This window comes from Kribbella sp. NPDC054772 (assembly GCF_053611945.1).
Map to the genome: position 1 here is coordinate 35,944 of NZ_JBSHBJ010000017.1, position 14,900 is coordinate 50,843.

Sequence of the window (14,900 nt, forward strand, 5' to 3'; positions counted from 1 at the left end):
GCCCCACGCGGGCGGCGCCCCCGCCCGGGGGGTCGCCACCCACCCCCCGCGCCCCCCCCCCCCCCGCCGGGCCCCCCCCGCCCCGTCGTCTGATCAGCCGAACGTCGCCCGGTGGCTCGCACCGTGCGCGCCCTCGGTTGTCACGACCAACCGCAGGCTGTCCTTCCGCGGACCCTCAACCTGCACCGTCGGATCCTTACTGACCACCGACCAACCGGCCTGATCCACGGTCACTCGCACCACGCCGGTGTGCTGCGTCGGATCGGATACCGACACGCTCAGCTGCTGGTTCGACCACCGCAGCAGCACCGCGCAGGGATTGTCGACCGTGACCGACACCTTCTGACCATCAGCCATCCGGAACGCGACCGACCCGGCCGCCCAGAAGTTCGCACCCACGAGCCCGTCCTGCTGCACTCGAACCGCCTGTACGACGCTCGTGTTGCTCAGGATCTCGACCGGCGACGACTCGGCGAGACGAGCCGTCTGGGTGGCGTCAGCACCAGGCGCGAGCACATAGGCGTACTGCCCGGCGGCGCCGCCGACGACCCCGTGATCCAGCCAGAGCGTGACGTACCGGCGGGTGATCGCGTCCGTCGTACCGCCGGTGTTCACGTCCCGCCAGGCGCCGGTCCGATCCTCACGCTTCACGTTCAGCACCGCGCCGCCCGGGAAGACGTATCCGCCCACGCCCGCCAGGTGGGCCCAGCGCGCCGGCAGCGTCGCGGACGATCCGGCATCGCGCACCGCCACGCTGCCGTCCACTACCAGGTCGCCCTCGTGGAGGTTCCGGTTCTCGACGACCGTCTCCACCCGGCCGCCGCTCGCGTTCCGGATATCCGCGCCCAGGGCAACGATCAGGTCACCGAAGCAGAACCAGGACTTCAGCGCGCTGAGACCCGTACCGCCCGGCCCGAGCAGGTGCTGCCCGATGGAGGCGTCGGCACCCAGTACGGCGCCGCCGACCCACGAGGCAGCCGGTAGACCCGCTCCCCACTCCCCCTCGACCTTGTCCGGAAGCGGTGTCGTGTCGACCGTCGTACCAGGCAGGCGAGCGCGGTCGACGGTCGGCCAGAAGTTGTCGTCGAAGTGCCCGTTGTCGGCGTTGTACAGGTAGGTCATCCCGTTGCCGGTGAAGTACCCGCGGTTGTTCTCGCCGTTGCCGCACTCGTACCAGGTGATGCGTTCGCTCGCCATGCTGATCGCCAACGCCCACCCGCTCCGGCGGTGCACCGCACGATCCATGCCGGCGAAGAACGTGTGCCCGACCGGCTCGGCGGCCGGCGTGACACCGGACAGGTCCTTGAGCAGCGCCAGCCGGGGCAGACTCGCGCCGCTGCGGATGTTCCCGTACGAGTCGCGGGCGATCCAGCCGGCGCACAACGCACGCCATCGTGCCGCGGTGGCCGCGTCGACGCCCTTGGCCAGGGTCAGCATCGACTCGATGATGATGTACGCGTCGTCGTGGCTGCGCTCCTGAGTCCGCGAGACGGCGCGCCCGCGGACCGAGTCCATCATCTGGCAGTCGTAGATCACCGGAGCGAACGACTCGTCGACCGTCGCGTACAGCACGTCGCGGGTCGAGTCGATGTCAGCGCTGCTTCCCGCCAGCAGGGCGAACAGCAGACTGAGGCCGCGCAGCAGCACACCGCCGTACGTGCCGGTGTAGGCGATCGTGCCGTGCTGGATGAACGAGCCGTCCCGGTAGAAGCCGTCGCCGGACGTGACGTACTGCCAGGTCACCGAGAGGCCGTCGCGCGCGTGCGTCAGCCTGGTCTGATCCGGCAGCGCAATCGCCCGGACGATCACCGCCTGGCACTGGTCCACGCGATTGGCGCCGGTGGACACGACCTGGTTCGTCTGCCCGGGCCGGGACGACCAGGGGTCCGGGACGAAGTGGTCGATGGCCGCGGCGTAGCGGGTCAACTGATCGGCGGTGAGCGACCCGTTCAGCAGGACCATGCTGTTGGCGAGTGACTTGGAAGCCCCGATCTCCCAGTCCCACCAGTTGCCGAACTCCGCCATCCCGTCGTTGTAGAAGATCCGGTTCGCGTCGTCGAGGCCGTCGACGATGTCGGTCAGCAGCCCGCTGTCGCCGTACCACGTCGATCCTGGCGTCACGTAGGCCGTGGCCATCTGTTCCAGCTGCCGGTACGTCGTGGTCAGGTTCGGGCTCGTCCCGAACGGAACGTTGGTGAACACGCTCGACCGCGTCCCCACCGGACTCGCCAGCTTCGCGCGGTTGGCGGAGACCGCGCTGTCCATCGACGCCAGGCGCTTGGTGAAGTCGGGGTCGTTCGAGTCGATACTGCGGCGGCCGGTGATCAGGTCGATCCACCGCTCGCGGAGGACCGCGAAGTCGGGCTGATCGGCGGCAGCTGCCGGCAGCGCCTGGCCGATGGCGGCCGCGACACCCAGGAGGCCGAGCCCCGCGAGGGCGGATCGGCGGGAGAACGTGATGGTGCTGGTCATGGCACTCCTTTGTTTACGCGATGTGCTGAAGTTCCCCCGCGGTGATGCGGCCGGCCAACGGCTCGGCCCGGACGAAACGTTCGACCTCGGCGACGGCGTACTCCCCCAGCAGCCTGATCTCGCTGCCCATTGCCCCGGCCACGTGCGGCGTGACCTGGACGTTCGGCAGGCTGAGCAGCGGGTGCCCGGCCGGCAGCGGCTCGGGGTCCGTGACGTCGAGTACGGCGTCGACGCGGCCGCGAGCGCACTCGCGGACCAGCGCCTCGGTGTCGATCAGCGCGCCGCGCGCCGTGTTGATGACGACGGCCCCGTCGCGCAACAGCGACAACCGGCCCTCGTCGAGGAGGTGATGGGTTTCCGGCAGTGCCGGCGCGTGCAACGACACGATGTCGCTGCGTCGCAGCAAGCTCTCGAGGTCCACCAGCTCGGCGCCGAGCTGGGCCGCGTCATCGGGTTGCAGGAACGGGTCGCTGACCAGGACGCGGTACCCCGACCCGGCCAGCAGACCGATGACGAGCCGACCGATCCGCGACGCCCCGACGATGCCGATCGTCCGACCGACCTGGCCCATCCCCGGATCGAGTGTGTGGTCCTCGTGGCCGCTGACCCGGTAGCGAGCCGCGAGGTGGAACGCCTTCTTGACGGCCAGCCGGATCGCGGCGACCGTGAACTCCGCCACCGGTACGGCGTTCGCACCCGCCGCGGACGACACGGCGATGCCACGCTCCCAGACGTCGAGGGCGACATGCCCCTTCACGCTTCCGGCGGCATGGATCACCGCGCCCAAACGAGGGGCGTCCGCGAGGACGGCCGCGTCGATCCGCGGGCATCCCCATCCGGTGAGAAGGATGTCGGTCCGGGCGAGTTCCTTCCGTACTCCGGGATCGCCGAAGTCCCGTACCACCACATCGAGGACGTCCACGGATCGGCGCAGACGCTCCAGGAGATCGGGTGGCAGGGCAAGCGCTTGGACCTCGGGGGTCATCGAGATCAGCGCGGTCTGGCGTACAGGCACTGGAAAGCCTTTCTGGCAGGCGACGGCTACTTGTCCGAGCCGAGCGTCATACCTTCGATGATTCGGCGGCCGAGCCACAGGTAGAGCCCGACCAACGGCAGGACGACGATCGCGATGCCGGCGAACATGCCACCCCAGTCGGCGCCGTTGTACTGCATCTGCTGGAGGAACCCGAGCATCGCCAGCGGCAACGTCTGCAGCTGCTGGTCGTGGATGAAGACGAGCGCGAAGAACGTCTCACCCCAGTGCGCGATCACGTTCAGCAGGAGCAGCGTGACGATGCCGCTACGACAGACCGGCAACATGATCCGTACGAACGTGTACAGCGGACTGGCGCCGTCGAGTGCGGCCGCCTCCTCGAGCTCGAACGGCAGCGACCGGAAGAAGCCGGTGAGGAAGAAGACCGCGAACGGCATCGACGTGGCCGTGTACAGCAGCCAGAGCCCCCAGAGGCTGTTGACGAGGCCGAGGTGACTCATCACGGCGTACAGCGGGAGGAAGATCGCCTGCGCCGGGATGCCGAGGCCGATCGCGAACACGGACGTGGTCGCGCCCGCGCTCCGGGCGCCGAGCCGGCTGAGGGCGTACCCGGCCGGTGCCGCCAGCACGATCGTCGCGGCCGCGGTGCCGGCGACGAGCAACACGGAGTTGAGTGCCGCGGGTCCGAAGTTGCCGCTCGACCAGGCGCGCTGGAAGTTCTCCCAGTGCAGCGTCTTCGGCAACGACCACGGGGCGTCGAGCATCTCCCGTGTCGACTTCACCGAGTTGAGCAGGATCCAGACCAGGACGGCGAGGTCGAAGATCACCAGCGACCAGGCAAGGGGTGCGCCGACGAAGCGCTGGATCGCGCCCGCCCGGGTCGGCCGCCCGGGCCGGCGCAGGACAGTCAATGAGCTCATGGGGTCGGTCCGTTCAGAACTGGATGGCGTCGCGACGCATCACGCGCCGGATCAGGACGACGAGCACGGCCACCAGGCCGAGCGTGAAGATCGCATCGGCGGCCGCGAGCCCATAGCTCGGTACGCCGTCCGACGCGAACGCGGTCGCGTATGCATACAGCGACACCGTCCACGTCCGCGTACTGGGCAGACCGCTCGCCGAACCAGCCATCGCGAGGATGAACTCGAAGGTCTTGATCGAGTTGATCGTCCACAGCACCGAACACACGCCGATCACGTCCCACGACAACGGCAGCGTCACGTGCCGGAACCGCTGCCACGAGTTCGCGCCCGCCAGCAGACAGTCCTCGTACAGGTACGGCGGAATGCGGTCGACCGCCGCCATGATGACCGTCGTGTAGAACCCGGTGCTGACCCACACCAGCCCGAGCAGAATCATCGAGTACTGATGATCCTGCGAGAGCCACGCCGGTGGATGCTGGATCCCGATGGACCGAAGCAGCCTGTTCACCAGGCCGTCCGCCTGGAACAAGAAGCCCCACAGGATCGACAAGACCAACGCCGGAACGATGTTCGGGAAGAAGATCACCGAGCGCACCGTCGACCGCCCGGCGAGGTCACGCAGCAGCATGGTCAGACCGAAGCTGATCGCGAACGTCGCGACGCCACCGGCGATCAGCAGCAGGAGCGTGTTCTTGAACGCCTGCTGGAACACCGGATCGTCGAACATGTATCGGTAGTTCTTCAGCCCCGACCATTCCATCGGACCGTAGCCGGGCCATTGGTGGAAGCTGATCCAGGCCGTGGCGCCGACCGGGACCAGCAGGAAGATCGCGTAGAGGACGAGCGCCGGCGCGACGAACGGCACGTACAGTCGCCGGCGCTGCCGCTGCAACGCGCTCCCGGTGCGGCGCGGGACGGCGCGGGTCGCCACCGCCGTACCCGCGCCGGCGATCGCCGTCACTGGCCGCGCTTCCAGAAGTCGGCGCTCTGCGACTTCAGCTGACCGATGAAGTCGGTCGCGGAGAGCTTCCCGGTCACCAGCTGGTCGTCGAGCGGGAGGAACACCTTGGTCCACCAGTCGGAGAAGTCGGCGGTCACACCGTCACCGTTCATGTAGGTCCCGTTCTTCTTCACCAGGGCGGCGATATCCGCCGCGGCCGGCGCGACCTTGACGTCCTGCCGCGCCATCAGGGACGCCGTACCGTCCTCGTAGGACTCGACCTGCTTCTTGCCGTACAGGAATGCGATCAGCTTCTCGGAGGCCGACTTGTGCTTGGCCTTCGAGGGAACGACCCAGCCCGACGGCTGGCAGGCGACCGGGGTGGCCGACGCGCCGTCAGTCGGAAAGTTGAAGGTCCGGTACTGGAAGCCGTCGGCTGCGTACGTCTTCGCCTCACTCGGCAGCCACGATCCCATCAGCAGGAAGTCGGCCTTGTTCGTCGCCCACTTCTGCTGCATCGCGGGGAACTTGCTCGCGTTGTACCCGTCGGCGAAGTACCCGCCCTTGGCCAGGTGCTCGACCTGCGCGGCGGCCGCGGCGTACTCCGGCTTGTCCCAGGTCGCGCCCGTCTTGTCCGCTGCCGCCTGGTGGAACGATCCCACGCCGAGCTTCGCGACGACGAGGCTGATGTACCAGGACGCGTTGTACCCCGGGATGTCAGCGTCGAGTGCCAGCGGAGCAGCACCGCTCGCCTTCTGCTTGTCGAGGACCTGCTGGAACGCCTGCCAGGTGGCCGGTGGTTTGCCGGCGAGCTCCGGGAACCGGGCGCCGTTGAACCAGAGGCTGTTGCAGGTGATCACGTACGGCAGCATCGGGTGCTTGCCGTCGACCTCCGCCAGCTTCTGGAGGTCCTGCGGGATCACCTTCCCGATGGTCGTGTTCTCGCCGGGAACCGACGTACCGAGGAGGTTCGTCAGGTCCTCCGCGCCGCCGGCCGGGATCTTGGACTTGACGTTGTTGTACGGGTTGTCGATGAGGTCCGCGGCCGGACTCGTCATCAGCGTCGGCTGCAGCTTGGTCAGGACGTCGCGGCCCTGCCACTGCACGTTGACCTTGATGCCGGTCTGCTGCGTGAACTCGGCGATCGACTTCGCCAGCGCGGTCTGCTGCGGCTCGCCGTCCTTCCACATCGACCAGTAGGTCAGTTCCTTGTCCGCACCCGAGTCGCTTCCCGAACTCGAGCCGCAGCCCGCGAGAGCGCTCGCTGCGAGGGCCGCCGCCGTGCAGGTGACGGTCAGCCGGCGGGCAATGGGTGTGTTCATGACACGTGGTCCTCTCCGGTCGGGCATCGACTTGGAGTGACGGTGCGGCCACCGAAGAAGAGGAATCAAGACTCATTCCCAGACCGGTACGCCGGATGCGGCGAAGGCATCGGATCGGGCGTCCGGATTCCTCCTTCAATCCGCTGCTAATCCCATGTGATGATCGGTGCACCGACCGGACCCGAGGAGCGCGCCGTGCAGCGAGACCCAGTGCCCCAGACCTCGCGGGAGCTGAAGTTCCGCCGGCTCGCCCGGGAGCTGCGGCACCGGATCCTCGACAACACCTACCCGCCGGACACCAAGCTCCCGACCGAGGACGCGCTGGCCGCCGAGACCGGGATGTCGCTGACCACGATCCGGCACGCGTACCAGGAACTCGCCGCCGACGGTCTCGTCGTACGACGCCAGGGCGCCGGCACGTTCGTCGCGCCGACGAATCACCGGGTGCAACCACGGCAGCGCGTGATCGGCGTACTGGTTCCGGACACCGCGCTGTACTACCCCCGGGTACTGCAGGGCATCGAGAAGGCGCTCTTCCAGGCCAACGCGCGGCTGGTGCTCGCCTGCTCGCACTACGACCCGGAGGCCGAGGACACGGCGATCAGCGGGCTGCTGGAGGCGGGCGTAGATGGTCTGCTCCTGGTCCCGTCGCTGCATGCGCTGTCCGACCCGCGAGCGCGGGTGTCGCAGCTGCTCGACCTACCGGTCCCTGTCGTGTTCGTGGAGCGCCGACTGGCCGCGCTCGGCCCAGGCGACTCGATGGAGCACGTCTGCACGGACCACGAGGGCGGCGCGTACGACGCCATCCGGCACCTGTACGACCTCGGCCACCGCGAGATCGGCCTCGCGATCAGAGCCGACGCGCCGACCGCACCACCGATCCTGGCCGGCTTCGAGCGGGCGATCGCGGACTTCGGCCTCACCCAGCACAGCCCGCAGCTGATCTCCGTGGCCGAGTGGAACTCGCGGCGTGCCGACGACGCCATCAAGGTGATCACCGCCGAAGGCATCACCGCGGCGCTCTGCTTCGGCGACCGCGAGGCGTCCCTGGTGCTCGGCGCGGCCCGGCGGGCCGGACTGGCGGTCCCCGACGATCTCGCCATCATTGCCTACGACAACGAGTTCGTCGACGTCGCCGAAGTACCGATGACCGCTGTCTCTCCCCCGCGTTACCAGCTCGGGCAGCTCGCCGTCCAGGTCCTCCTCCAGCGCCTCGAGCTCGGCGACGCGCTCCCGATCCACCAGATCCACCTCCGGCCACGCCTCGTCATCCGCGCCTCCTGCGGCGCCAAACCACCCTCCGACGACCTCACCCCGACGGAGTAATCGAGGGGTAACCCAAGTCGGCCTTGACGTCCGGCCGGGACGGACGGACCGTGAAAACGGAGGTCCTTTGGAGAGGGGGACAGAGATGTCCAACAGTGATCTGCATCGCGAAGCGCACCGCCGGATGAGCGAGGAAGGCGCCGAGTCCGCAGCGACCCTGTTCGCCGACGACGTCGTGTACGTCGACATGGCCCGCGGACTGTCGCTGAAGGGGAAGGGTGAGGCCATCGGCTGGCTCGCCGAGTGGAAGACAGCGTTCTCCGACGCGCAAGTGGCCGACGCCACGTATCTGGAGGCCGGCGACTGGACGATCGCGCGGTTCCAGGGACGCGGCGTGAACGACGGCCCGATGGGCGCGCTGCCGCCGACCGGCAAGCGACTGGACACACCGTTCTGCGAACTGCTGCGCTGGAGTGACGGGAACGCGCAGGAAGGCGCGATGTACTACGACACGACAACGATCATGATCCAGCTCGGCCACATGGAGCCACCGCCCGCCTGAGCGTGCGCGGTTTCTTGTTGCCGACAGCCCCTAGCTCGGCCGGTGCTACCAAGCAGCCCGTAGGATGTTCGTGTGTCCGGACGACCGCGGAAAGATCGACCGGGTGCTAGGGCTGCTCCGGAACCGGCCGGGCGGTTCGGTGAGCTGCTGCGGCGGCATCGCCGACGCTCCGGACTGACCCAACGCGATCTCGCAGAACGGGCCGGGCTCAGCGCGGGTGCGATTCGTGACCTGGAGCAGGGCCGGACCAAGAGCCCGAAGCCGGACTCGATCGAGGCCATCGCGGCCGCGCTCGAGTTGACGGGACACGTCGCCGACGAACTGCTGGCCTTGGCCGGCGCGCAGGAAGCGGTCAGTCATTCGGCCACGGCTGATTCGGCCGCGGCTGGACGGCTGCACGTCGCTGTCCTCGGTCCGCTCGAGGTCCGCCGGGGCGAGATCTCGGTGCCTTTCAAGTCCAGTCCACAACGTGCGCTCCTGGGCCGGCTCGCGCTCAGCGCACGGACGACGGTCAGTCAGGACGAGCTCGTCGATCTGCTCTGGCCGCGCAGCGTCCCCGGAAATGCGGTGAGTCTGCTGCACACGCGCGTCGCGAGACTGCGTCGTCTGCTGGAGACCGGAGATTCGGCCGGACCGGCGGTCGTCAGCGTCGGCGCCGGCTACAAACTGGAGATCGAGGACGGTGATCTCGATCTCCTCACGTTCCGCGACCTCACGACGCAGGCATCGCAGGCATCGCACGCACAGCCGGAGGCGGCGTTGGCGCAGTTCGCGGACGCGGTCGCGTTGTGGCGCGGCGACACCGATGTGGACTCGGTCGCCGCGAACCCGCTGTACGTCGCGATCTCCAACGAGTACACGGCCGCCGTACGGGCGTTCGCGACCCTGGCGCGTGACCTGCGCGAACCGGAGCGGGCGCTGGAGCGATTGCGCAGCCTGACCGCTCGGCACGCCTTGGACGAGCCGTTGCATGTGGAGCTGATCCAGTCCCTGGCCGCGAGCGGACGGCAGGCCGACGCGTTGGCGGCGTACGACGGGATCCGGTCCGCGCTCGCCGAGCAGCTCGGCATCGATCCGGGCGAGCGGCTCCGCGCGGTCCACCTCGACGTACTCCGGCAGCAGAGCGGGCCCGCGGACCAGCCCGTGCAGCAGGCTCCGTCGGCGCCGCCCGACTTCGTCGGCCGAACGGACGAGCTCGCAAGCATCTGTACGGCGCTCCGCCGGCCCGACGCGCTCTCGTCCCGAGTCGTCCTCATCAACGGCATCGCGGGCGTCGGCAAGACCGCGCTGGCGTTGACCGCCGTCCATGGTCTGCGGTCGGAGTACCCGGACGGACAGCTGTACGCCGACCTGCGCGGCAGCGACGCGACGACTCCCGCACCGATCCAGGTGCTCGGGCGGTTCCTGCGCGCTCTCGGCGTACCCGGTCGGCGCATCGGCACCGACGAGGCCGAGGCGGCCGCGTTGTTCCGCAGTGAGCTCGCCGACCGCCGACTGCTCGTGCTGCTCGACAACGCGCAGGATGCGGCGCAGGTCCGGCCGCTCCTGCCCGGGGCCGGGCGCAGCGACGTGATCGTGACGAGCCGGCGACGACTGCCGGAGCTGACCACTGCAGGCGTCGTCAATCTCGAGCCGCTCCCCCGGCGGGACGCTGTCCAGCTGATCAGCTCAACCGCGTCACGGCTCGACGCCGATCCTGAGGGTGTCGGTGCGCTGGCCGAGGCGTGCGCTCGGCTTCCGCTGGCGCTGCGCATCGCCGGATCGCGGCTCGCAACACGGCAGGAGTGGACGGCGGCCGACCTCGCCAAGCGGCTGGACGACGGCAGCCGACTGCTCACCGAGCTCAGCGCCGGCGAATCGAGTGTGCTCAACAGCTTCCAGCTCAGCTATGCCGACCTGAGCTCCGAGGCCCAGCGCGCGTTCCGGCTCTGCAGCCTGCACCCTGGAGACGACTTCAGCCCGGAGACCACTGGAATCCTGCTCGGGATCCCTGCGGCCGCGGCGGATCGGCTTCTGGAAGCCCTCCTCGAGGCCAACATGCTCATGCAGCAGGCCAAGGATCGCTACCGCTTCCACGATCTGCTCGCGCTCTACGCCCGCCGTTTGCTCGCCGAGGACCCCGAACGCGAGCCGGCGCGAACCCGCCTGCAGACGTGGTACGGCGAGGCGGTCACCGCCGCGATCGACTGGGCGTACCCGCAACTCGTGCGCCTCGGCACCCACCCTCGACCCGCTGCTTTCTTCAGCTCGGAAGCGACAGCCCTCGACTGGCTCGACGATGAGCTGTCTGCGTTGCTGGCCGTCGTACAGGAGGCGTCGCAGCACGGCGATCCCGCGCTGGCCTGGCGAGTCGCGGACCAGCTGCGCGGGTACTTCCTGATCCGCCGGAACGCCGACGGATGGTTGCCTGCGGCACAGGCCGGGATGACCGCTGCGCTGGCGGCCGGAGACGACATCGCGCAGGTGGCGATGCTCTTCAACCGCGGCCAGGCGTTGTGGGCCGTCGGACGCGACGACGACTCGATGGCCGATTGCCTCGCCGGTCAATCCCTTGCAGTGACCGCCGGCTGGACGACGGCTGCGGCGTACTCGGCGCACCAAGTCGGGTGGCTCCAGTTGGAACGCGGGCGACTCAGCGACGCCGACTTCTGGATGCGCCAAGCGCTGGAACTCACCGAGGACGATCAGGACGGTCACGTGCATGCCGTTGCGCTGAACGGACTGGGGATGACGCGGCTGTACCAGGGCGAGCTGCAGGACGCGGCGGATCTGTTCGCCGCCGCGCTCAAGATCAACGAGAACGGGCGCGAGACGTCGGCCCTCGCGAACCGCGGCAATCTCGCGAGCGCATTGCGCCAACTGGGTGCGGTGGATCATGCGGCCGGCCTGTTGGACGACGTACTGATCGACTATCGGCGCCGCTCACATGTCCGCGGCGAGGTGTCCACGCTGGACGAGTTGTCGCGGTTGCACGGCCAGCGCGGAGACGGCCCGGCCGCGCTACGCACCGCGCTGGAGGCGAACCGCCTCGCCACCGTCGTCCGCGACCGCAAGGCCCAAGCCCAAACAGCCGCAACCGTCGCGCAGTCCCACCTCACCCTCGGCGACCACCAGGCCGCCCTCGACTGGGCCGAGACCTGCCTGGCGATCGCCCGCGACACCTACCCGTACATCGAAACCGAGGCCCTCCTCAGCCTGGCCGCCGCCCACAACCACACTGGCAACGAGCCCGCCGCAACAAAAGCCGCGGCCGAAGCCGCGACCATCGCCGCTACCTGCGGCTTCCACCGCCTGAGAGCCCAAGCCCAAAGCCGGCCCAGCTAGCTACCGATGCCCGGAGCTCACCGGCTCGACCCGGACCCGTTCAAGCTCGGCTGATCGAGCCGGGAGCCAGGTGGTTGCACCCGACACCGCGCCGGGCGGAAGATCGGGCGTCCAGACCCGAGAGACACCGCCCAGCATCCGGTAAGGAGTGCCGTGAGAATCCCGTCCCTCGCGCTCGTCGCCGCAGCCCTGGTCGTCCCACTGTCCGTGGGGCCGGCCGCGGCCGATCCGCCCGCCGATCAACCCGCCCGGCCCGACTCCGGGAGCAGTGTCAACCTGGCCTTGCTGCCAGGCGCCGTCGCCTCCGCCAAGTCCCAACGCATGACCCCACCCGCTGCGACGTACGCGCCCGCCAACGCGACCGACGTGTTCGTACACAACGGATGGACCTCGAACTACGCGGCCGTCGGCAACGGCTACGACCCGACCCAGGACTGGTTCCAGGTCAAGCTGGCCGCCCCCGCCCCGGTGTACGAGGTGTTCAGCCGCTGGACCTCCCCGGCCAAACCGTCCGAGTACGACCTGCAGGTCTCGACCGACGTCGACTGCCAGACCTGGACGACGGTCACGCACATGGTGAATCCGAGCGACGAGGATTCCCAGGTGATCGACCGTAAGGACCCGATCACCTGTGTCCGGATGCAGGCGTTGGCCACGACATCCACCGTCGGCTACACGCTCAACGAATTCGAGCTGTGGTCCGGCCCCAAGCCGCCGCCGACCGTTGGACAGATCATCCCGGTGCCGGTGCACCAGACCCCTGGCACCGGCCAGCCGTGGGCGCTCACCAACACGTCCCGGATCGTCGTGTCCAGCAACGCTCTCGCTCCGACGGCCGAGGTCCTCGCCGGCTATCTGCAACCGGCCACCGGGTTCGTCGTCCCCGTAGTGACAGGTTCCGCAACGGCTGCTGACATCGCGCTCAGCACCGGACCGGTGCCCGCCATCCCGGCTGACAAGCAGGACGAGGGCTACTCGCTCACGGTGTCGAGCGCGGGCGCGAAGATCGTCGCCCCGCAGGCGCACGGCCTGTTCAACGGCTTCGCGAGCCTGCGCCAGCTGCTGCCCGCAGCAATCAACTCCGCCACTGCGGGAACCGGGCCGTGGACGGTTCAGCCGATCACCGTGCTGGACTACCCGCGCTACGCCCATCGCGGTCTGCAGCTCGACCCGGCCCGCAACTTCCTGAGCGTGGCCGAGATCCGGTCGATGATCGACCAGCTCGCTGCTCTGAAGGGCGACCGGCTGCACCTGCACCTGAGTGACTCCCAGTCCTGGCGCCTGGAGATCAAGGGCTACCCAGCGCTGGATGGCACCGGGTGCAACGGGACCGGCTGTCTCGCGGGCTTCTACACCCAGGAGGACTTCAAGGGTCTGGTGAAGTACGCCGCCGACCGGTTCATCGAGATCGTCCCCGAACTGGAGGGCCCGGCGCACGCCACGGCCGCGATCAGGTCGCTGGGCGGCGTCGCGGTGATGGGCTGCCAGGGCCAGACCCAGACCGACCGGTTCTGTACGAACCCGAACGACCCGGCCAGTGCGCGGGCCCTCGCCTTCTGGCGGGACGCGATCGCACAGCTCGCCGCGATCTCGCCCGGACCGATCATCCACATCGGCGGCGACGAGGCGATCGGCATGCCACACGAGGACTACAAGTGGTGGATCGGGCAGATGGAGACCATCGTCGACGGCGCCGGCAAGCGGCTGATGGGCTGGAACCCGGCACTCGAGGGCTACGCACCGGGCTCCACCTCGATCAACCACTACTGGTCCGACTACACCGGCGGCGGCCCGCCGCTGATCAAGCCCGAGTGGTTCAACCAGCACCGCAGCGTCATCACCACGCCGGAGTGGAACGCGTACCTCGACTTCGGGTACGACGGCTCTCCCGGCCGCACGCCGCGCACCGAACTCGACAAGGCCTACGGGTGGGACCCCGAGTGGGTCTACGAGAAGTACCGCTCCGTCTGGGCGCAACCGGCGTACGGCGGGCCGAAGGCGGAGGACATCATCGGCATCGAGGCGCCCATCTGGGGCGAGCAGATGCGTGGACTCGCGAACAACGAGTTCATGGTCTTCCCCCGGCTGGCCGGGATCCTGGAGAAGGCCTGGTCGCCCAAGACCCTCACCCAGGACTACGACGCGTACCGGCAGCGGCTCGCCGTCGCCGGTCCGCGGTGGGCATACGCGAACGTCAATTACGGCTCGATCGCCCAGGTCGACTGGAGTCCGGAGGCGATGGGCACGGTCACCCACTTCGGCGTGGACCGGACGCTGACCGACGTACCGCTGGGCCGCCTGGCGGCCGGCTCGATTCCTCCGGGTGAGGTCATCGCCACGATCGACTGGGGCGACGGGTCCGCACCTCAGGCTGCCCCGATCAGCGCACGCGACTACCTGGCGAGTCAGCGCCAGGGCCGAAGCCTGATGACCGTCAGCGGAAGCCACACCTACCCCGTCGACGGGGCGTATCACGGGACAGTCACCTACACCCGGCAGGCACAGACCTGGGTCGTGCCGTTCCTCGCGACCGGCGTCCCGGCCTGTACGACGATGCTCACCGGGACGCACCAGGGGACGTTGACCGTGTCCTCGGGAGTCGCCTGCCTCGAGGGCGCGAGCGTGTCAGGTCCGGTCAGTGTGGCGACCGGCGCCGGTCTCTCTGCATCCGGATCCACCATCCGCGGACCGGTCACGGCGTCCGGAAACCTACTGCTGTGCGGTACGTCGATATCCGGGCCGGTCACCGTGACCGGCGCGGCCCGGGTGTGGCTCGGCAACCGGAACGGCGATTGCGACGGCAGCGCAGTGGCGGGCCCAGTCGCCGTACAGAACAACACCGGCTCGACAATCGTCTCCGGCAACCAGATCAAGGGGCCGTTGTCCTGCGCGGGCAACTCCCCCACCCCGACCAACGCAGGCCGGCCGAACGCCGTATCCGGCCCGAAGACAGGTCAATGCAGCGGACTCTGACAGCAAGCGGCCCTGCGCACCTCGCTAAGAGGTGCGCGGGGGGCGCCCGACATCGCCGGCCAGTGGCTGGTTTTTGTTGTGGGGGTGTTGTGAGCTCTCGCCCCCCCGGGGGCGGGGGGGCCCC

The 14,900-nt window shown here is 69.0% G+C and carries 9 protein-coding genes; 4 read left to right on the plus strand and 5 right to left on the minus strand.

Features of this window, described 5'->3' with window-relative positions; all coding sequences use genetic code 11:
- Positions 1 to 93: 93 nt before the first annotated feature.
- Genes ACWGID_RS24840 through ACWGID_RS24860 form a run of 5 tightly spaced genes read right to left on the minus strand, consistent with a single transcriptional unit; the run spans position 94 to position 6,651 of the window.
- Positions 94 to 2,472, minus strand: coding sequence for a polysaccharide lyase 8 family protein (locus ACWGID_RS24840; protein WP_452200306.1), 2,379 nt, complete (start codon positions 2,470 to 2,472; stop codon positions 94 to 96).
- A gap of 13 nt (positions 2,473 to 2,485) precedes the next feature.
- A complete protein-coding gene (locus ACWGID_RS24845) occupies positions 2,486 to 3,487 on the minus strand; it encodes a hydroxyacid dehydrogenase (RefSeq protein ID WP_452200308.1) in 1,002 nt (333 codons plus the stop codon).
- Between the two features lie 26 nt (positions 3,488 to 3,513).
- Positions 3,514 to 4,386, minus strand: a complete 873-nt coding sequence (locus ACWGID_RS24850; RefSeq protein ID WP_452200309.1) for a carbohydrate ABC transporter permease — start codon at positions 4,384 to 4,386, stop codon at positions 3,514 to 3,516.
- Positions 4,387 to 4,399: 13 nt separating this feature from the next.
- On the minus strand, positions 4,400 to 5,350 hold the full coding sequence (locus ACWGID_RS24855) for a carbohydrate ABC transporter permease (RefSeq protein ID WP_452200311.1): 951 nt from the start codon (positions 5,348 to 5,350) through the stop codon (positions 4,400 to 4,402).
- Positions 5,347 to 6,651 carry an ABC transporter substrate-binding protein gene (locus ACWGID_RS24860; protein WP_452200313.1) on the minus strand — a complete coding sequence of 435 codons (1,305 nt, stop codon included), beginning with the start codon at positions 6,649 to 6,651 and terminating at the stop codon, positions 5,347 to 5,349. The genes ACWGID_RS24855 and ACWGID_RS24860 overlap by 4 nt, the downstream gene beginning before the upstream one ends.
- A 195-nt stretch (positions 6,652 to 6,846) precedes the next feature.
- Between ACWGID_RS24860 and ACWGID_RS24865 the strand changes: the two genes are divergently transcribed.
- The 4 genes from ACWGID_RS24865 (at position 6,847) to ACWGID_RS24880 (ending at position 14,776) form a co-directional block, all read left to right on the plus strand.
- Positions 6,847 to 7,977, plus strand: coding sequence for a GntR family transcriptional regulator (locus ACWGID_RS24865; protein ID WP_452200315.1), 1,131 nt, complete (start codon positions 6,847 to 6,849; stop codon positions 7,975 to 7,977).
- Between the two features lie 85 nt (positions 7,978 to 8,062).
- A complete protein-coding gene (locus ACWGID_RS24870) occupies positions 8,063 to 8,479 on the plus strand; it encodes an ester cyclase (protein WP_452200316.1) in 417 nt (138 codons plus the stop codon).
- A gap of 72 nt (positions 8,480 to 8,551) precedes the next feature.
- Positions 8,552 to 11,803 (plus strand): BTAD domain-containing putative transcriptional regulator, encoded by a 3,252-nt coding sequence (locus ACWGID_RS24875; protein ID WP_452200318.1) that lies wholly within the window; start codon positions 8,552 to 8,554, stop codon positions 11,801 to 11,803.
- 153 nt (positions 11,804 to 11,956) lie between these two features.
- The gene (locus ACWGID_RS24880; protein WP_452200320.1) at positions 11,957 to 14,776 is read left to right on the plus strand and encodes a beta-N-acetylhexosaminidase; all 2,820 of its coding nucleotides are present in this window, start codon (positions 11,957 to 11,959) and stop codon (positions 14,774 to 14,776) included.
- Positions 14,777 to 14,900: the final 124 nt, after the last annotated feature.

Bases quoted from the DNA above. Each gene is read 5' to 3' on its own strand.
- ACWGID_RS24840 (WP_452200306.1), bottom strand. From the start codon at position 2,472: ATGACCAGCACCATCACGTTCTCCCGCCGATCCGCCCTCGCGGGGCTC.
- ACWGID_RS24850 (WP_452200309.1), bottom strand. From the start codon at position 4,386: ATGAGCTCATTGACTGTCCTGCGCCGGCCCGGGCGGCCGACCCGGGCG.
- ACWGID_RS24860 (WP_452200313.1), bottom strand. From the start codon at position 6,651: ATGAACACACCCATTGCCCGCCGGCTGACCGTCACCTGCACGGCGGCG.
- ACWGID_RS24870 (WP_452200316.1), top strand. From the start codon at position 8,063: ATGTCCAACAGTGATCTGCATCGCGAAGCGCACCGCCGGATGAGCGAG.